Raw genomic sequence first — 18167 nt, 5'->3', positions numbered from 1 at the left:
TCAGGGTGCCGTTTTCATCACGGGGAAGAGCGCGTATTACTTCAAACGCTCGAACACCGTGGCAACCCCTTGCCCCATGCCAATACACATGGTGGCTAGGCCCAAGGTGGTATCGCGCTGCTGCATGACGTTCAGCAGCGTCGTACAAATGCGCGACCCGGAGCAGCCCAACGGGTGACCCAAGGCAATGGCACCGCCGTGCAGGTTCACTTTTTCGTCCATGGCGTCCAGGAAGCCTAGGTCCTTCAACACTGGCAGCCCCTGTGCGGCAAACGCCTCGTTCAGCTCGACGGTTTCAATGTCCGCCGCGGACAAACCAGCCGCTTTCAAGGCTTTCTTGGACGCGGGCACCGGGCCATAGCCCATGATGGAGGCATCGCAGCCCGCCACACCGGTCGAGAGCACTTTGGCAATCGGCTCCAGCCCCAGCGCCTGGGCGCGCTCGTAGCTCATGACCGCCATCGCAGATGCACCCACCGACAGCGCCGAAGAGGTACCTGCGGTAACGGTACCGTTACGAGGGTCAAACACGGGCTTCAGGTTCGCCATGGACTCAAGGCTGGCATCGGCGCGAATCACTTCGTCGTTTTTTACCAGCACTTTGAAGCCACGCTGGTCGTGGCCTTCAACGCCGATAATCTCGTTATCGAAGTAGCCTTTCTCCATCGCCGCCTGAGCACGCTGATGCGAGCGCACGCCGAACTTATCCTGATCTTCACGAGAAATGCCGTGCATTTTACCCAGCAACTCGGCCGTCAGGCCCATCATCATGGCGGCTTTGGCAGCGTACTTGCTGGCGGCCGGGTTGACATCGACCCCGTGGGCCATGGGAACGTGCTCCATGTGCTCCACACCGCCAATCACGTAGAAGTCGCCCATGCCGGCTTTGATGTTCGCAGCGGCAATATGCAGCGCGGTCATCGAAGAACCGCATAGGCGGTTGACCGTTTGCGCGGGTACCGAGCGCGGAATGCCGGTCATGATCGCCGCGTTGCGGGCGATGTTCATGGACTGTTCCAGCGTCTGGTTGACACAGCCCCAGATCACATCATCCACTTCCGACGGATCCAGGTTCGGATTTCGGGTAAACAGCGCCTGCATGACGGCAGCGGAGAGGTTTTCGGCACGCACGTTGCGGAAGGCGCCGTTTTTCGCTTTCGCCATGGCGGTACGAACACCGTCAACCACCACGATATCTCTCGGATTCAAACTCATCTTATTTCTCCTGTGGGTGGTGACTTAGGCCTGAGCGTTTGCCGTGGTGCCAGCGTAGAACTGCTCGTTGTTCTTGGCCATGGCGCGCAGCTTCTCGGTGGGCGCGTACAGCGGCCCCAGCTCTTCGGCCAAACGGTCGGCCAGCGCAACAAACTCGGCTACGCCCAGCGCGTCGATGTAGCGCAGCGCACCGCCACGGAAGGGAGGGAAGCCAATGCCGTAAATCAGCGCCATATCGGCTTCTGCTGGCGTATCGACAATGCCATCTTCCAGGCAGCGTACGGTTTCCAGGCACAGCGGCACCATCATGCGAGCGATGATGTCTTCATCCGAAAACTCTTTCTGCTCTTTCACCACTTCTTTTACTAGCGCGTAAGCCTGCTCGTCGCTGACCTTCTTCGGCTTACCCTTCTTATCTTCTTCGTAGGCGTAGAAGCCTTTGTCGTTCTTCTGGCCCAGGCGCTGGTTGTCGTACATCACTTGAATCGCCGTTTTGCCTTCACGTGCCATGCGGTCTGGGAAGCCTTCGGCCATCACCTCGTTGGCGTGCACGGCGGTATCCATGCCGACGACATCCAGCAGATAGGCCGGGCCCATGGGCCAGCCAAACTTCTCCATGACTTTATCCACGCGCTGGAAGTCGGCGCCCTGCTCGACCAGGAAGCTAAAGCCACCGAAGTAAGGGAACAGTACGCGGTTGACCAGAAACCCTGGGCAGTCATTCACCACGATGGGGGTTTTACCCATGGCGCGGGCGTAGGCGACGGTCGCTGCCACGGCGGCGTCCGAGGTTTTCTCACCGCGGATGACCTCGACCAGCGGCATGCGATGAACCGGGTTGAAGAAGTGCATGCCGCAGAAATTTTCCGGGCGCTTCAGGTTTTTGGCCAGACGGTTGATCGAAATGGTCGACGTATTGGAGGTCAGAATCGTGTTCTCACCTACCACGCCTTCCACTTCGGTCAACACGGCATCTTTGACGTTGGGGTTCTCGACCACCGCTTCCACGACCAAATCGACGTTACCGAAATCGCCGTAGGAGAGCGTCGGGCGGATGTTGGAAAGTTTCTCGGCCATCTGCTCGGTGGTCAGCTTTTTACGCTCTACCTGCTTGGCAAACAGCTTGCGTGCCTCTTTGAGGCCGAGCTCGATGGCGTCATCCTTGATGTCTTTCATTAGGATGGGCGTGCCTTTGCTGGCACTTTGGTAGGCGATACCGCCCCCCATGATGCCGGCACCCAACACGGCGGTCTGTTTGACCGGCTGGGCCTGCTTTTCGTACTTGCTGCCCTTCTTCTTAACGACCTGGTCGTTCAGGAACAGGCCGACCAGGTTAAAGGCAACGCTGCTTAGCGCCAGCTTGGCGAACGATTTGGCTTCGATCGCCTGAGCGCGGGCGCGGGTTTCACCGGCGCCTTTTTGGATCACTTTGATCGCTTCCACCGGGGCGGGATAGTGCGGGCCTGCTTTGCCAGCCACGTACCCTTTAGCGGTTTCGAACGCCATCATCTGCTCGATGGCATTGAGCTTGAGCGGTGATGTTTTCTCGTCGCGACGGGCGTGATAGTCCAACTCGCCTGCATTGGCGCGGTCAAGAATGTCCAGCGCCGCTTCTTCCAGCAGCTCATGAGCAACGGCCGCGTCTACTGCGCCTACTTTTAGCGCGGCGTCAGCGCGATTTTCGGTACCACCGGCAATCCACTCGACGGCATTATCGGCACCGATCAGACGCGGCAGACGTACGCAACCACCCCAGCCCGGCAGGATACCCAGCTTGGTTTCCGGTAAGCCAATTTTGGCTTTCTCACTCATCACGCGGAAATCGGTGGTCAGCAGAACTTCGCAGCCACCGCCAAGCGCCAGGCCATTGATCGCCGTCACGGTGGGGAAAGGCAGGTCTTCGATGGCGTTGAAAATATCGTGAACCTTGAGGTTCATCTCTACCAAGTACTCTTCACTCTTATCGAACAGGCTATGGAATTCGGTAATGTCAGCACCGACGATGAAGGCGTCTTTGGCACTGCGAATCATCAACCCTTTCAAACCGTTTTCGGCTTGGAGGGCTTTGACGGCGTCGCCGAGTTCAGCCACGACGGCGCTGGATAGCTTATTGACGGACTCATCTTTCAAATCGAAAGTGAGCATTGCGATGTCATTGCCACCCTGGGTGTCACGCCGCTCCACCGTGATGGCATTGCCTTGATAGATCATCCGCGCTCTCTCCACAAGTTCGGGCTGGCACGCCGTGGACGTGCCTGCCACGCATTTCATACGGTCGTTTGATTGCCTTAGCTTGGTTGAGTTACACCGGAACGTCAAGCCCTGACTTTTGGCTAATCCGCTCGCAGGAGCCGCTCGTTGACTCATGCACACATTTCTTGCGCTTTTTTCCCTCACACTGACGCATCGCATCGACTTTACCTGCGATCCCAACGATCATATACGTTTCATTGATGAGTTTTTAACGCTATGGGGACACTCTTAACGCCCGCCCGCATGGAAGCCTTGCAAGGGCGCGTCGAACGGATCGTCGAGCGGCTGAAACCTTGGAGCTGGCTCTGGCCGCCGTTGGCATTTGCGGCTGGGCTGGGCAGCTTTTTCCTCGTAGACCGTCAGCAGTGGCTGGGCGCGGCCCTGGCACTTGGTCTGCTGTTGGCTTGGTTGCTGCTGCTCTCCGAAAGCTTGATTGGCCGCTGGCTTTCCCATCGCGGCCACCCCACGTTGCCAAAAGGCGTGACGGCCTTCATTGCGCAAATGATTCACCAGGAGACGCTGTTTTTTACCCTGCCTTTCATTCTGGTGACCACCGTGTGGAACAGCGGCCAAGCACTATTCGCGCTGTTGGTGATGGGTATGGCCGTGTGGTCGATCATCGACCCGCTCTACTACAAGCTCGCTGGGCGCTGGCGCAGTCTCTATTTCATGTTTCATGCCCAGTGCGTCTTCCTGGTGCTTCTGGTCATCTTGCCTATCATGGTGCATCTCACCACCGGCCAGAGCCTGCTGCTCGCCTTGGTGCTGACCGTCCTGGTGGCCCTTCCCAGTTTCTGGCATCTACTCAAAAAACGCTCGCCAGCTCGCTGGTTGGGATTTTTCGCGCTCACCGTGGCGCTGGCCTATGGGGCGTGGCTTGGCCGTGTGTGGGTGCCGCCCGCCAGTCTATGGATGACCAGCACGGCGCTCTCCCCCGCTTTTGATACGCAGCAGCGCACTCCCCAAGGCTCGCTGACACTGACGCCCGAAGCCATTCGCAACAATGGCCTGTATGTCTATACGGCCATTCGCGCCCCGCGAGGGCTGAGCGAAACGATTTACCATGCGTGGCATCATAATGGCGAAGCGATGGACACCGTGGCATTAGCGATCAACGGCGGTCGGGAACAGGGTTATCGCGCCTGGAGCCATAAGCAGAACTTTCCCGAAGACCCCTCGGGCGAGTGGCGTGTCGATATCATGACCGACGGCGGGCAGCGTTTGGGGCTGATTCGGTTTACCGTCTCGCAAGATGCCAACGCCGCCACCGTGGCCGATGGCACGATCCGACCGAGCGGTCTGAGCGCATTGAATCTGCGTCGTTTCGTTCCAGGCAACGGCGCTTCCCCAGACGATGCCCAAGCGACCGAGTAACGGAACGCCTTGCATTCAGCGGCGCAGCTTATGACAATTCGCCCACTTACACTTTTTGGCAGTTAGTTACCTATGGCATCAACAATTGGTTTTCGTATTGCTCGCTTGCCCCACCTGTGGCGCTCGATTCTCGATCGCAGGCTTGCGCCACTGGGGCTGACCCAGACCCGCTGGGTGACGCTGTATCATCTTTGGAAGTTGGGCGAAGGCAACCCACAGTGCGATTTGGCTCGCGCGATTGGGGTGGAAGCCCCGTCCCTGGTGCGGACGTTGGGGCAGTTGGAGGAGCAAGGTTTAGTTGAGCGTCGCGCCTGCGATAACGACCGCCGCAGCAAACGCATCTACCTCACCCCGGCAGCGATGCCGCTGTTGGAGCAGATCGACAGTGTCGTGCTCGCCGCCCGCCAGGAGATGCTGGCAGGCTTGAGCGAAGACGACTTGGAACAGTTGGAAAAGTGGCTCGCGCTGATCGAATCCAACGGCCTCGCCATTCAGGCCAGAGACCAAGACGGGCCCTCCGCTTAACGCTCTACCCCTTCTCGCTTCCTTCTTCTTCCGTGCCACCTGTCTCCAGCGGCTTGACAGGTGGGCGGTCTGACAGGCCGCTCAATGCCTCTTTGAGCGGTTCGATATCCGACAAATAGCGGGTGAACCGTTCGGCGGTTTGTGATTCCCACCACCATAGCGTCAGCGAATGGGCGTTAGACTCTAGGACCAACGCGTCCTGAGGCAGGTGTTCGAGTAAGGTTTGCAAATGTTGACTGGCCACATCGGGCAACGGACGCAGCGGCGCGATGCGCCAGCGCCAGCCGGCGTGGTAAGGTTCTAATGCGTCGCTGGCGTTGGAATCCCTCACCAGCAAAAAATCTGGCCCGGGTGCTGACTGCGGGTAGTGCCAGCGATAGGCGGGCATGGTGCCTCGAAAGTGATGCAACGGCGGTTTGGCCATTTTTACCGTCACGCCCTGTTTTCCGGCACTTGAGCGCAGCGCCATTTGACGCTGCTGGCGCGGGCTGGGTTTTAGCCACATGACCGGCGCAATCACAAACATCAGAATAAAAACGATGATCAACCATTCCATTGCAACACCTACCCTCTTTTCGTCAAACTCATTTGGCAATGTATCGAAACCCTGATCTAGGTCGTTGTTAAGAGTCACCTCTACGCCTAAAGTGAAGGTATCGAACACAGCCTTTACGTGTGGCACATCACCAAGGAGATACGCCATGAGCTATCGCCATATCCTGGTCGCCGTTGACTTAACCAAGGACTCTCACAAAATTCTTGAGCGTGCGGTGGCGATTGCCGAGCGCAATAACGGCGCTAAAATCTCGATCATGCACACCCTGGAGCCTTTAGGTTTTGCCTACGGCGGCGACATTCCGATGGACCTTACCAGCATCCAGGACCAGCTCGATGACCACGCCAAGAAGCGTCTAGCCGAGATCGCCGCTCCCCACGTCGAAGCCGCAGATCAACACGTGGTCGTGGGTATGCCCGACACGGAGATCCACCGTTTCGCCGATGAGCACAACGTCGACTTGATCGTGGTCGGCTCCCATGGACGCCACGGCTTCGCCCTGCTGTTAGGCTCTACGTCGACAGGCGTTCTTCACGGAGCCCAGTGCGACGTGCTTGCCGTTCGGGTTGGCAAGAAAGGCGAAAAAAGCGACGAGTGAGACGCCCAACGCCAAAGGCCCCTTGCGGGGCCTTTGGAACATCGATAGACACGTTACTCACCGTTTGCCATGGCTTCCAGCTCCATCCACCGCTCCATGGCAGCGTCCAACGCCTGCTGTACCTTTTCGAGCGCCTGCAGTTTGGCGGTCACCACCGTGGCTTCCTGCTGATAAAAGGCCGGGTCTCCTACCTCTTGCTCCAGCGCTTCGATGTCACTCTCTAGCCGCTCGATCTCCGCAGGCAGCGCATCCAATTCACGCTGCAGCTTATAAGAGAGTTTGACGGTTTTCTTTGCAGGCTCCCCGGCGGGTGCCGGTGGCGACTTTTCCTCTGCGGTGCGGGTGGGTTCGGTGTGCTGACGTGCCGCGCCCTCCCAAGGCGCAGGTGGCAATTGGCCACCCTGGCGAATCCAGTCCGTGTAGCCGCCGACATACTCGCGCACGCGCCCTTCCCCTTCGAACGCCAGCATGCTGGTGACGACGTTATCCATGAAGGTTCGGTCGTGGGAGACCAGCAGCAGCGTGCCGTCAAAATCGAGCAGTAGCTCTTCGAGCAGCTCCAGGGTTTCCATGTCTAGGTCGTTGGTCGGCTCGTCCAGCACCAGTACGTTGGCGGGCTGGGTGAACAGCTTGGCCAACAGCAGACGGTTGGATTCGCCTCCTGACAGCGCTTTTACCGGCTGGCGAACCCGGTCTGGAGTGAAGAGAAAATCTTGCAGATAGCTCATGACATGGCGGTCTTTACCGCCCACGCTCACCCGGTCACTGCCTTGCGCTACGTTGTCATACACCGTTTTTTCCAGCTCGAGGCCGGCCCGCAGCTGGTCGAAGTAGGCCACTTTGAGGTTGGTGCCTAACTGAACGCTGCCCTCGGTGGGTGCCAGCTCGCCGAGCAAAATCTTCAGCAGCGTGGTTTTACCGGCACCGTTGCGCCCCAAGAAGCCGATGCGGTCGCCCCGCATGACTTCCAGGTTCACGTTGCGCAAGATCACGTCGTCACCAAAGCGCTGAGTGACCCCTTTTAGCTCGACCACGCGCTTACCGGTCCGCTCGCCGCTATCCACGGTAAGATTCGCCGTCCCCTGCCGCTCGCGGCGCTGGCTACGCTCCACGCGCATTTTTTCAAGCTCGCGCACACGGCCTTCATTACGCGTACGCCGCGCCTTGACGCCCTGACGAATCCATACCTCTTCTTGGGCCAATTTTTTATCGAACAGCGCATTCTCGCGCGACTCGGCCTCCAGCTCGTGCTGCTTGCGCTCTTGGTATTCGGCGTAGACACCGGGATAACGCCCGAGCTTCCCACGGTCGAGCTCCAGGATGTTCGTCGCGAGTTTCGACAAAAATGCCCTATCGTGGGTGATCAGCAGTACCGCACCGTTGAAGGCCAATAGCTGCTCTTCCAGCCACGCAATGGTGTCGAGATCCAGGTGGTTGGTCGGCTCGTCGAGCAGCAGTAGGTCAGGCTCGGAAACCAGCGCACGGGCCAGCGCTACTCGCCGCCGCCAACCGCCGGACAGTGCGCTCATCTCGGCGTCTGGGGGCAAACCGAGCCGGGTCAGCACCACATCGATTCGCTGATGGAAGGACCAGCCATCGATGGCTTCAAGGCGCGTCTGTAGCGTCGCCATGCGGTTCATGTCCGGGTCCGGGTCATTGATCAGGTGCTGATACTCCGACAGCAGCTCGCCCGCTTCCGGCAGGCCTTGCGCCACCATATCGAAAATGGTCATACCCGAGGATTCAGGCAGCTCTTGAGCCAGCACGCCAATTTTCAAACCGGGCGCACGCCAAATGGTGCCATCATCCGCTTGAATGTCGCCCGCCACGAGCTTGAGCAGGGTGGATTTACCGGTGCCGTTGCGCCCGACCAGCGCCAGCCGCTCGCCTCTTTCAACCGTTAGGTCGGCGCGGTTAAGCAGTACTTGGGTGCCGTAAGCGAGTTGCAGCTGTTCGAGTCGTAACAAGGTCACGCAGTGTCCTCCTTCGTCGTGAGGCGCACAGTGTAACGCATGGACCGGGCTTACGGGGTAACCGAATGACGTCTCGATGGCAGGAGCGCCTGCGGTGGGCATCGCAGGCGCGTGTTGGCGGGTTACATCTCGGTGCGGATACGCTTTTTATCCAACTTGCCAACGCTGGTTTTGGGTATCTCATCGACGATACGAATCAGGGATGGAACCCCCCAGCGGTTGAGTTTTCCCTGCGCCACGAACTGCTCCATGAAACCTTGAATCGCCTCGACGGTAGGCGGCGTTTTATGATCGCTGGGCACTACGAGCGCGGCGGGCCTTTCGCCCCATTTATCGTCCGCCACGCCAATCACCGCGACCTCTGCCACGCCGGGGCACTGGCTGATATAGCTTTCGAGGGCCAACGATGAGAGCCATTCGCCCCCGGTTTTAATCACATCTTTCATGCGGTCACTGATCGACAAAAAACCGTGCTCATCGAGCGATCCCACATCCCCGGTGTGTAGCCAGCCATCGCGCCATAACTCCTCACTGCGCGCGTCCTCTTTATAATACGCCTGGGTCAGCCAGGGTGCTTGCACGCGCACCTCGCCAATGCTGCGGCCATCATGGGGAAGCGGCTCGCCATCGGTATCGACGACTTGAAGTTTGACGAATGGTACGGGTAACCCTGCTTTGCAGCGCCAGGGCAGCTGATGCTCGAAATCGGCATCGGCGACGTCTTTGGGTAGTATATCGGCGGTCAATAGCGGACAGGTCTCCGACATGCCGTAAGCGCTGCGCGTATCGATGCCCAGCGCCCAAGCACGACTGGCCAGCGCTTGGGTCAACGCACTTCCTCCCACCAACACTTTCCAACCCGAGACATCGATCTCCTTCGTCGCGATGGCGTCAGCACTCACCACCATGTTGAGTAGCGTCGGTACGCAGTGTGAAAAATCGACTTTTTCGCTCACCAACAGTTTGACCAACATGTCGGGTTCGTACTTGCCGGGGTAGACCTGCGTGGCCCCCAACAGGGTCGCGGTATAAGGCACGCCCCACGCATGCACATGGAACATGGGCGTAATGGGCATGTACACCTTATCCCGATTGAGCAGCTCGAACCCTGGCGCCTGGAAGGTGCTGGCTTCGCTCAGGGTATGCAACACGAGCTGACGATGGGTAAAGAAAACCCCCTTGGGGTTGCCTGTCGTGCCCGTGGTGTAGAACAGAGTAGCTACCGCGTTTTCGTCAAAGATGGGAAAGTCATAATGGAGCGGCTGTCGAGCGAGTAAGGCTTCAAACTCGCCCACCAGTGGCAACGAAGTCTCTACAGACTGTTCGCTCTCTTGGCAGAGCATGTACCCTCGAATGTTCGGTAGCCGAGCGGCAAGCGGCTCTAGCAAGGGAACGAAGTCTTCGTGCACCAGTACGAACACATCTTCCGCGTGCTCCATGGTATAGAGAACCTGCTCTGGCGCTAACCTGACATTCACGGTGTGAAGTACCGCGCCTATCATGGGAATGGCAAAAAAACACTCCAGATAACGATGGCTATCCCAGTCGAGCACGGCGACCACATCCCCTGCCTGCACTCCTTGGGCGGTGAGCGCGTGAGCCAATTGATGCACCCGCTCTTGAAAGCGACGATAGTCATGACGACATTGATCGCGGTAAACGATGTGATTGTTACCCGCCATGCGAACACCCGATTCCAGCAGCTCTTTGATCAATAGAGGCGGCTGTGTGGCGGAAGCAGTCGCCGGCAATATCTTGGGGGTTATCGTTGCCATGGTCACTCCTTGATGTCGTTATTGTTCATAGAGACTCACCGTTGCAGTGTTCACCACCGCGTAGGGCGACGCAATGCGAACGGGCACACCTTTGGTATTAGCCGAGGCGCGTACCGACCTTTACAATACGCCTTTCACCATCTGGACAAGGGGACACGCTTGACGACCACGACAGCCGATACGTTTTTGCCCGAGGCGCTACGGTTTCGCCCGGCAACTCCTTTGGTGGACATTGGCGCGAACTTGACCCATGAGAGCTTTCAGCGCGACCTAGACGACGTGATCGCCAGAGCCAGGGCCGCACAGGTGCGGACGTTGATCGTGACCGGCACCGACGTGGCCCATGCCAAGCAGGCAGTGGCGATGGCCCAGCGGTTCGAAGGCGTTTACGCCACGGCGGGCGTGCACCCCCATGACGCCAGTAGCTGGAACGACACGGTGGCACAAGACATGCGGGCGCTCTACCGCCGTCCTGAGGTGGTGGCCGTTGGCGAGTGCGGGCTGGATTTCAATCGCAACTTCTCCACGCCGCAAGCGCAAGAGATCGCCTTCGAAGCCCAGCTGGCGCTGGCCGCCGACAGTGGCCTGCCACTGTTTCTACATGAGCGGGATGCCGGCGAGCGCATGCGCGATATACTGCGCAGCTGGCGAGATGACATTAGCGATGCAGTGATACACTGCTTCACGGCGGATCGAGCGACCCTACATGGGTATCTCGATCTCGACCTTCACATCGGCCTCACCGGCTGGATTTGCGACGAGCGCCGAGGGCACCATCTACGTGACTTGGTGCGGGACATTCCTCTGGAGCGACTCATGGTCGAAACCGACTGCCCTTATTTGCTGCCCCGCAATTTGCCGGCCAAGTTGAAGGGCCGTCGCCATGAACCGGCCCTGCTGCCGTGGATCGTGCAAGAGATCGCCCGTTGGCATGATGTGAGTGACACCGAGCTGGGGGCTGCCACGACGCGCACCGCCCAGCGTTTTTTCCGCATCGATGCGGACGCTTAAAAGGAGCAACTGCGTGGCTGACTATCCTGGCTTCATTGCCATCGAAACAGGCGAAGATAATGGCCTGCCGCTCTCCATCGCCTGGTCGTTACCCGATGGGCGTATCAAGCAAACGTTGATTCAGCCGGACGATAGCTGGATCAATGAAGATAGCAACGTCATGGGCGCTTACAGCATCGAAGAGCTGGAGAGCTTGGGGGTCAGCCCGCTGGACGTGATCCGCGAGCTGGAGAACGACCACTTCTCGGCGACGCTCTATACCAGCGATAACGGCGATGACGACGCCGCACTGGCACGGTTATTCGATACCTACGGCTTGGACCCGTTCGTCGAACTGGCCCCCGCCAAGGTACTGTACGATCATCTCGGCCCCGGAGAGTGGCACCGCCTGCGCAGCGATGCCTTCAACGATCTTGGCTTGGAGCCAATGCGTCCAGAGCACGAAATCGAAGTGATGCTGACGCTACACCGCCAGCTAAACGAGCAGGATTAAGCAACCCGACACGCGGCTAGACACGCTTTCCCCTTGGCGATGGCGTCATCGCGCGAGCCTTGCTGCTGGTAGTAGTGCGTCAGTGCTGTATGAAAAGCGTTGGCACGCGCTGGCAGCCCTTCGTCCATATAACGCTGGGCTCTCGCAGCGACCTTCTGGGCGAAGGCATCGCGATCCACGTCGACGTCACCGCCCAGGTTATCGACACTGACATGGAAGGTACGCCCACACGCGTGGGTGAACAGCTGCTCGAGTGCTTGGGGCGCAATTTCTGCCCGCTCGAACGCCCGCTGCTGCTCGGCATTACGCCCGTCCGGCAGGTACCAATACCCATAATCTTCAAGCTGCCGCCGCTTGTCTCCTGCGATACACCAGTGGCTGATCTCGTGCAGCGCGCTCGCGAAATAGCCACGAGCAAAAATCACCTGATGATAGGGACACTCGACATTCGCGGGGCGATAAAGAGGCTCATCACCGCCCTTGATGAGTCGCGTGTGAAAGTGTTCCATAAACACGCCATCGAACAGCGCCATGATATCGTCCAGGGTCCAACGCTCTTTCTCGTGTGTCACCATGTTGCCACTTTCGTCATTCATTTCGCGCAGTATACCCGTGCCCCTCCACTAGGCTAAAGAGGAGACGGCAAACCACAGCGACTCCTGCTACTCTATCGGCCTTTCTTAGGTCTCTTTGCTAAAGAGGAGCCATACCTTGGGCGGCTTTACTAGCGATATAAAAACGATCTACTGGCCTGAAACCCGCACCCTGGTCGCGTTGGCACTGCCCATTTGTGGCGCTCAGCTCGCCCAGGCGGGCATGAGCGTGGTGGATGTCATGATGACGGGCAGGCACAACGCCACCGACCTGGCGGCGGTGTCGGTCGGGTCGAGTTTATGGATGCCGTTGATGCTCTTCATGACCGGCACCCTCATGGGCTTGACCCCGATCGTGGCACACTTGCTAGGTGGACAACGCCATGGCGCCATTCGCCCCGCCGTACATCAAGCGCTGTGGGTGGCGTTGGCCTTAGGGTGCGTCTCGGCGGTGTTATTGTGGGTCGCCGTAGCGCCGATTTTCGAACGCATGGACGTGCCGCCTAGCGTTGCCCGGGAGTCCGCCGCCTATCTTAGTGCGGTGGCGTTTGGCATGCCGGGCATTGCTCTCTTTCAAGCGCTTCGGGCCTTTTCTGACGGCATGAACCATACTCGCCCGGCCCTGTGGATCAGCTTAGTCGGCTTGAGCGTTAATATTCCCTGTAACTATTTACTCATTTACGGCGGCGAGGGTTTAGTGAGCCTATTCGGCTCCGGCCTTCCAAGCAGTTGGCAGCAGCTTCCCGCCCTCGGCGCATTGGGTTGCGGCATTGCCACCGCCATCTCCATGTGGACCATGGCCATCGCCATGGCGCTCTATACTCGCCGCGGCACGACGTACCGCAGTGTCGCGCTGTGGCAGCAGTTGACGCCGCCCAATTTGGCGGGCATTCGCGAACTCGTCGTTGTAGGCGTACCGATTGGTGTGGCCATCTTTGTCGAAGTAACGCTGTTCACGCTGATCGCACTGTTCATTGCCAGCTTCGGTGAAGTCACCGTTGGTGCTCACCAAATCGCCCTCAGCTACACGACCATCCTGTTCATGTTACCGATGTCGTTAAGCATGGCGCTAACCGTACGGGTGGGAAACACGCTGGGGCAAAAGCGTTTGGCCATGGCGCGCAAAGTGGCTTGGAATGGCATCGTCATCAGTGTCATCGTCGCGGCCATCAATAGCACACTTTTGTGGTTTTCCGCCGCCCCGGTCATATCACTCTATACCTCGAATGCGGACATTCAGGCATTAGCGCTCACCATCATTGCATTGGCGGTGGTTTTCCAGCTCTCCGACTCCTTACAGGTCAACTTAGCCGGTGCGCTCAGAGGCTACAAAGACACACGTATCGTCATGGTGATTACCGTACTCTCGTATTGGATTGTGGGCTTGGGCGGAGGACACTGGCTAGGAACCTACGGCCTAGGGAGCATGTCTGAACCTATGGGTGTACACGGCTACTGGATTGGGCTGATTGCAGGTCTCAGCACGGCTGCATGTTTACTGGCTTGGCGATTAAAAAAAATCAGTCAACAGGAGTGATCTATGCCCCTACCTTCCCGTCTCTTGTGGCTCATCGCAGCCACTGGAGTGCTGCTGTCTGGCTGTGGCGACCATAGCGCTGAACATGCCTGGGAACAGTATCATCAGCAATTGGCCGCTGCGCTGGATACGTCGCCGCCAGCGCCATCCGAACCGCGCAACATTGACGCCTTCCCTGAACGCCAGCAGCGCTTGATCGAGGTACCAGAAATTCGCGATGGAATGCTCAACATCTATGCGTTGCGCGAGTGCCAAATCACCTCCTTGGTTGCTGCCCGTAACAATCAGCTGGGCCGCGTAGCACCTCCTAGCCAACACTGGCTGTACGAACGCGCCCTTTGGCAGCGTCTGGACGCCTGTTGGAATAGCGACATCCCCGATACCCTGAGCGACGACGACAAAGCGCGCTTGGCGCAGTTGACCGAGCTTAAAACCGAGCAGCTACCCGCCGTCAGTTGGAACGCGATTTTTGATTCTGAAGAGTGGGAAAAGAGTTTTTCAAGGGCCAGCAGCCCATTTCCTCCACAGGCAAGCCTCGATATCAGCGAGCAGCAAGCGGCCCTCAGCTACCTACAACGAATGGTCGATCAGCAGTTCAGTCAGACATGGGAGCAGGACTCTTCAACGCTAGAAAATCACTTGAAAGCCCTTCAAGAGAGACCGTTGAGCGCCGAGATGCTGCGCTCGCTACTGCTCGCCGAACAGCGACTGAGCGAAGCCAACCACATGCTCGCGGCAGCGGCTGACGACGAGGCCTGCCTGTCGGTGGAAACGCCTGTTTGGATCGAGACGTTGGCAGAAAACGCCCAACAGTGGCTCGTCAGCGTGAACCAGTTGATTGAGGCTCATCCCGTCACCCCTCCTGATTCGGTTGCCGCGTATCAACAGAATTGGCTCTCTTTACACCGCCCGGAAGCTCCGTGGCAGCAGTTTCAAACCGCGTGGGACAAGCATACCGCGTTAAAAAGCGCCTTTTCCCCCTGCGTGTCGGATTAAAAATGACGTTTACGCTTAACCTCGCGGTCAAGCTGTGCTATTGGTGAAGTGTGCGGCAGGCGGTTACCGCTGTCTGCCAACGTCGTGACCACGCAGTACAAGGAGGGACACCATGGGCGCACCCCTGTCAACTCGCTCTGCCCAGGTCATCGACCTGGAAACCGTGCGTCAGCGTCAGCAGGCGCGCAAGTGTTTAGTTCGTTTAGCTCCAGAGCTAGATGGATTGGAGATGGTCTACCAGCTCGCTGCGAGTCCCGACACCTACTACGGCCTGCCGATTCTTGCTTGGGGGCTGAGGGAAGATGGCAACGTGGTAGGACTCGTCCCATGGATGGAGTCGCTCGTCGCGTGCCATGAGCTGGATAGCCATGAGAGCGGCGTTTTTATCGGTTATCGTGATCCTGAAACAGACGAAATCTTCGACCTCCCTCCCGATCACAAATACGACGAGCTGACTGCGGCAGCTAGCTACTTCGAGTATGAGTCGTCGGGTGATATCACGCTCATTCAGCAGCTTCCCGATACCCTAGGGACTCACGCCCTCTGCATGAACCACCCCAATGCACCTTGGCACATGAAACCCGTGTACGGATGGCGTTTATATAGCGACGGTAACATCGAAGCGGTGCTGGCAGACGAGCAAAAAGCCACCATGACGCCGATCCTACTCGGCGATGCATGCCTTTACGATGCGCACTCACAACACCAAACCGTCTACTTCTTCCAGCGCCATATCGCTAACCGTATTCTGGAAGAGGACCCCGCCACGTTAGAGGCACTTGCCATGATGGTCGTGCCCAGTAGTGACAGTCCATAACCCTTCTCCGCAAGGCGTTCACCCTTTAGTCGGTAAACGCCTTGTCTCGCTCTACAGGGTCATGCCAAGCGGATAAAGTAGACGTACTGATCGTCCCCACTTTCTTGATGCAACAGTTCGTGGCCGAGAAATTGGCAAAACTTTGGCACATCGCGAGTCGTGGCAGGATCGGTCGCCACGACTTTCAAAATTTGGCCCGAGGCCATATCACGCACTTTGTTATGCATCAGCATGATCGGTTCCGGGCAGTAAAGTCCGGTAGTGTCCAATGCAGTATCGAACGCGGCGGGATCATTCGTAGTATCAGTCATCGACTCTCTCGGTTAGGAAACAGACCTATGATAAAAATCATCATTGAACGACGCATCATGCCCGGTTTGGAAGAGGAATATGAACACGCAGCACGCGAGGCGATGCGTGTCTCCTTGGGCGTCCGGGGCTTCGTTGGTGGTGAAACCTTGGTGGAGCTTGGCCACACCGACCGCCGTCTGATGATTACCAAATGGCGCGACCTGCGTGCCTGGAAAGAGTGGCACGCCAGCGAAGAGCGCGCCATGGCGATGCAGCGTATTTTACCGCTACTCACTGAAGATGAAACTATTCGACTCTATGAGCCGGGCTACTAAACCGTCGTCCCCCACGTCAGTGAGCTAGCCTGACGTATACCGTCACCTCTTCGCGGTCGTGGTAGAGGTGGCGGCATCGAATCGTGGCGCTGACACCCGAGGCTGCTAACGCCTCTTCCAGCGTTGCCAGGCAGCGGGTCACCTCGTCCCAACGCTTCTTCATCGGCAGCTTGAGGTTGAAGATCGCCTCACGGCACCACTTGCGCGTTAACCAACGCTCTACCATGGCCAAAACGCGCACCGGCTTATCGACGATGTCACACACCAGCCAATCTAACCGCTGCGGCGGTTCCCAGGTAAAGCCGTCCTCGCGTAGATGATCGATCTGGCCAGTGGCCATGAGCTGCTTGTCCATTGGGCCATTATCGATGGCATAGACATACATACCGCGCTGTACCAGTTGCCATGTCCAGCCGCCCGGAGCTGCCCCCAAATCTGCCGCCTGCATGTGTGCGGCTAAACGCTCTTCCCACTCGTCGCGAGGGATGAACTCGTGCCAAGCCTCCTCTAACTTCAATGTCGAACGACTGGGCGCACGAGAAGGAAAGCGCAGCCGACGAATGCCATTGATTAACTCGCTGCGGTTATCGGGAAAACTCATCCCTAACTGAACCCGGTCACCATCCGTCCAAAACACGTGCAAGCGACGCCCACCCGCCTTGCCACGCAGTGCGCCTCTTTTCTTCAGCATACTCTGTAGGGGCTTGGTCAACGCCTTGATCAAGCCCGCTAAGGCTTTCCCCTCGTTCGTATCCGGCGTTTCATGCCAGATCTCTTCGAAACTCCAACGGCTTGCTTTGATCTGTTCGAGAATGGCCGTGAGGCGGTCATCCCGAGATAGCGTCAACGCAGGCAGTGCCGCTAAACTTTGTCTGGCGAATATGAGTCGCTTGAAGGCAGCCTGACGATGTAAATCGTTAATTGCTTCCCCGTCTTGGCGCGTGACACTTACCCAGCCTTCACCCCGCACCGGTTCACAGGGCACGCCCAGCTGCTGCGCATGGTGCTGCATTTCAGCCAACGCATCGTTTTCAAACCCGGGCCGGCAGTAAACAAGCCATGACATGGGTACCGTATCACTCACCTTTCACCTCAACATAATCTGCAACCCATAAACGCGATATCACATACTTGCTCACGCGGCGGCCTGCATCATAGCACTTTGCGCGCGTCACTCTAAGCGCGTCGTCTTTTCATTAGAAGTGTCGTACACTATTCGGACGGTATCTCGAGTCCTTCCTTCATGGAGGGGCTTTTTTTATGCCGGACAGCACCATTTGACTAACAGCGCGCGCCGTCTCGTCCGGCCGCGTTTGCCAAGGAGAGCATCATGGGGCAGCGTCCTCCCCTTTTGATCAATCGGCTCGACGCAGATCGTCTGCAGCGCTTGATCGATAACGCCACCGACAAGGATCAAATGGTGGCTGAGCTTTTACAAGAGGAGCTCAGTCGCGGAGAAGTGGTCGATCCTGAAGAAATTCCCGATAACGTCGTCAGTATGAACAGTCAAATTCAGTTCACTGACCTCACTCGCAACCAACAGATGGTGCGTACGCTGGTGTATCCGCACTCGCTCGGCACGACGAAAGACGCCATTTCGATCATGGCGCCCATTGGTGCCAGCCTGCTAGGGCTTAAAGTAGGCGACACCATCGACTGGCCTCTACCCAACCAGCAAAACGCACATTTACGAGTAGACGCGATTCTCTGGCAACCTGAACGTGAAAAGCAGTACCACCGCTAATTCGTACCGCGCTTTCTAAGCCGCTTCTGTTCTGATAAGCGGCTTTTTCGTTTCCCTCCCGCGTTTTCCAGAGACCACACA

The 18167-nt window shown here is 57.9% G+C and carries 18 protein-coding genes; 10 read left to right on the top strand and 8 right to left on the bottom strand.

Annotated elements, in window-relative coordinates; all coding sequences use genetic code 11:
* Positions 1-36: 36 nt before the first annotated feature.
* Together fadA and fadB are read right to left on the bottom strand one after the other, a co-directional pair.
* On the bottom strand, positions 37-1215 hold the full coding sequence (gene fadA / locus QIT27_RS15760; protein WP_159341774.1) for an acetyl-CoA C-acyltransferase FadA: 1179 nt from the start codon (positions 1213-1215) through the stop codon (positions 37-39).
* Between the two features lie 24 nt (positions 1216-1239).
* Positions 1240-3426 (bottom strand): fatty acid oxidation complex subunit alpha FadB, encoded by a 2187-nt coding sequence (gene fadB / locus QIT27_RS15755; RefSeq protein WP_285264350.1) that lies wholly within the window; start codon positions 3424-3426, stop codon positions 1240-1242.
* Positions 3427-3684: 258 nt separating this feature from the next.
* On the opposite strand from fadB, the gene QIT27_RS15750 reads away from it, so the two are divergent.
* The gene (locus QIT27_RS15750; RefSeq protein WP_285264349.1) at positions 3685-4842 is read left to right on the top strand and encodes a DUF5924 family protein; all 1158 of its coding nucleotides are present in this window, start codon (positions 3685-3687) and stop codon (positions 4840-4842) included.
* 72 nt (positions 4843-4914) lie between these two features.
* The gene (gene slyA / locus QIT27_RS15745) at positions 4915-5367 is read left to right on the top strand and encodes a transcriptional regulator SlyA (RefSeq protein WP_159341771.1); all 453 of its coding nucleotides are present in this window, start codon (positions 4915-4917) and stop codon (positions 5365-5367) included.
* A gap of 4 nt (positions 5368-5371) precedes the next feature.
* Here slyA and QIT27_RS15740 read toward each other — a convergent pair whose 3' ends face one another.
* Positions 5372-5923 carry a preprotein translocase subunit YajC gene (locus QIT27_RS15740; RefSeq protein ID WP_253018985.1) on the bottom strand — a complete coding sequence of 184 codons (552 nt, stop codon included), beginning with the start codon at positions 5921-5923 and terminating at the stop codon, positions 5372-5374.
* Positions 5924-6068: 145 nt separating this feature from the next.
* On the opposite strand from QIT27_RS15740, the gene QIT27_RS15735 reads away from it, so the two are divergent.
* Positions 6069-6521 carry a universal stress protein gene (locus tag QIT27_RS15735; RefSeq protein WP_159341769.1) on the top strand — a complete coding sequence of 151 codons (453 nt, stop codon included), beginning with the start codon at positions 6069-6071 and terminating at the stop codon, positions 6519-6521.
* Between the two features lie 53 nt (positions 6522-6574).
* Here QIT27_RS15735 and QIT27_RS15730 read toward each other — a convergent pair whose 3' ends face one another.
* Both QIT27_RS15730 and QIT27_RS15725 read right to left on the bottom strand, forming a co-directional pair.
* Complete coding sequence (locus tag QIT27_RS15730; protein WP_285264348.1) at positions 6575-8494, bottom strand: ATP-binding cassette domain-containing protein; 1920 nt, start codon at positions 8492-8494, stop codon at positions 6575-6577.
* 122 nt (positions 8495-8616) lie between these two features.
* Complete coding sequence (locus QIT27_RS15725; RefSeq protein ID WP_285264347.1) at positions 8617-10269, bottom strand: fatty acid--CoA ligase; 1653 nt, start codon at positions 10267-10269, stop codon at positions 8617-8619.
* 159 nt (positions 10270-10428) lie between these two features.
* Between QIT27_RS15725 and QIT27_RS15720 the strand changes: the two genes are divergently transcribed.
* The gene (locus QIT27_RS15720; protein ID WP_285264346.1) at positions 10429-11280 is read left to right on the top strand and encodes a TatD family hydrolase; all 852 of its coding nucleotides are present in this window, start codon (positions 10429-10431) and stop codon (positions 11278-11280) included.
* 13 nt (positions 11281-11293) lie between these two features.
* Positions 11294-11773 (top strand): hypothetical protein, encoded by a 480-nt coding sequence (locus QIT27_RS15715; RefSeq protein WP_159341765.1) that lies wholly within the window; start codon positions 11294-11296, stop codon positions 11771-11773.
* Here QIT27_RS15715 and QIT27_RS15710 read toward each other — a convergent pair.
* On the bottom strand, positions 11770-12348 hold the full coding sequence (locus tag QIT27_RS15710) for an elongation factor P hydroxylase (RefSeq protein WP_159341764.1): 579 nt from the start codon (positions 12346-12348) through the stop codon (positions 11770-11772). The two genes, QIT27_RS15715 and QIT27_RS15710, sit on opposite strands and share 4 nt — an antisense overlap.
* A 136-nt stretch (positions 12349-12484) precedes the next feature.
* On the opposite strand from QIT27_RS15710, the gene QIT27_RS15705 reads away from it, so the two are divergent.
* From QIT27_RS15705 to QIT27_RS15695, 3 genes are all read left to right on the top strand, one after another.
* Positions 12485-13903: an MATE family efflux transporter gene (locus QIT27_RS15705; RefSeq protein ID WP_285264345.1), complete on the top strand. Its 1419-nt coding sequence runs from the start codon at positions 12485-12487 to the stop codon at positions 13901-13903.
* A 3-nt stretch (positions 13904-13906) separates the two neighbouring features.
* A complete protein-coding gene (locus QIT27_RS15700; protein WP_285264344.1) occupies positions 13907-14899 on the top strand; it encodes a DUF3080 family protein in 993 nt (330 codons plus the stop codon).
* 112 nt (positions 14900-15011) lie between these two features.
* Positions 15012-15716 (top strand): hypothetical protein, encoded by a 705-nt coding sequence (locus QIT27_RS15695; protein ID WP_159341761.1) that lies wholly within the window; start codon positions 15012-15014, stop codon positions 15714-15716.
* 59 nt (positions 15717-15775) lie between these two features.
* Here the strand turns inward: QIT27_RS15695 and tusA are convergent, their stop codons facing one another.
* The gene (gene tusA, locus QIT27_RS15690; RefSeq protein WP_159341760.1) at positions 15776-16027 is read right to left on the bottom strand and encodes a sulfurtransferase TusA; all 252 of its coding nucleotides are present in this window, start codon (positions 16025-16027) and stop codon (positions 15776-15778) included.
* A gap of 27 nt (positions 16028-16054) precedes the next feature.
* On the opposite strand from tusA, the gene QIT27_RS15685 reads away from it, so the two are divergent.
* Positions 16055-16342, top strand: a complete 288-nt coding sequence (locus QIT27_RS15685; RefSeq protein ID WP_159341759.1) for an antibiotic biosynthesis monooxygenase family protein — start codon at positions 16055-16057, stop codon at positions 16340-16342.
* Between the two features lie 16 nt (positions 16343-16358).
* On the opposite strand, the gene rlmM is transcribed toward QIT27_RS15685, so the two are convergent.
* Positions 16359-17408, bottom strand: a complete 1050-nt coding sequence (gene rlmM / locus QIT27_RS15680; RefSeq protein WP_285264343.1) for a 23S rRNA (cytidine(2498)-2'-O)-methyltransferase RlmM — start codon at positions 17406-17408, stop codon at positions 16359-16361.
* A 264-nt stretch (positions 17409-17672) separates the two neighbouring features.
* Here rlmM and rnk point away from each other — a divergent pair, with 264 nt between their 5' ends.
* Positions 17673-18086: a nucleoside diphosphate kinase regulator gene (gene rnk, locus QIT27_RS15675; RefSeq protein WP_159341757.1), complete on the top strand. Its 414-nt coding sequence runs from the start codon at positions 17673-17675 to the stop codon at positions 18084-18086.
* Positions 18087-18167 lie beyond the last annotated feature (81 nt).

It is taken from the genome of Halomonas sp. LC1, from assembly GCF_030247125.1.
GTDB lineage: Bacteria > Pseudomonadota > Gammaproteobacteria > Pseudomonadales > Halomonadaceae > Vreelandella.
The sequence above is the reverse complement of the archived record's forward strand: the minus strand, read 5'-3'. Positions and strand labels throughout refer to the sequence as shown.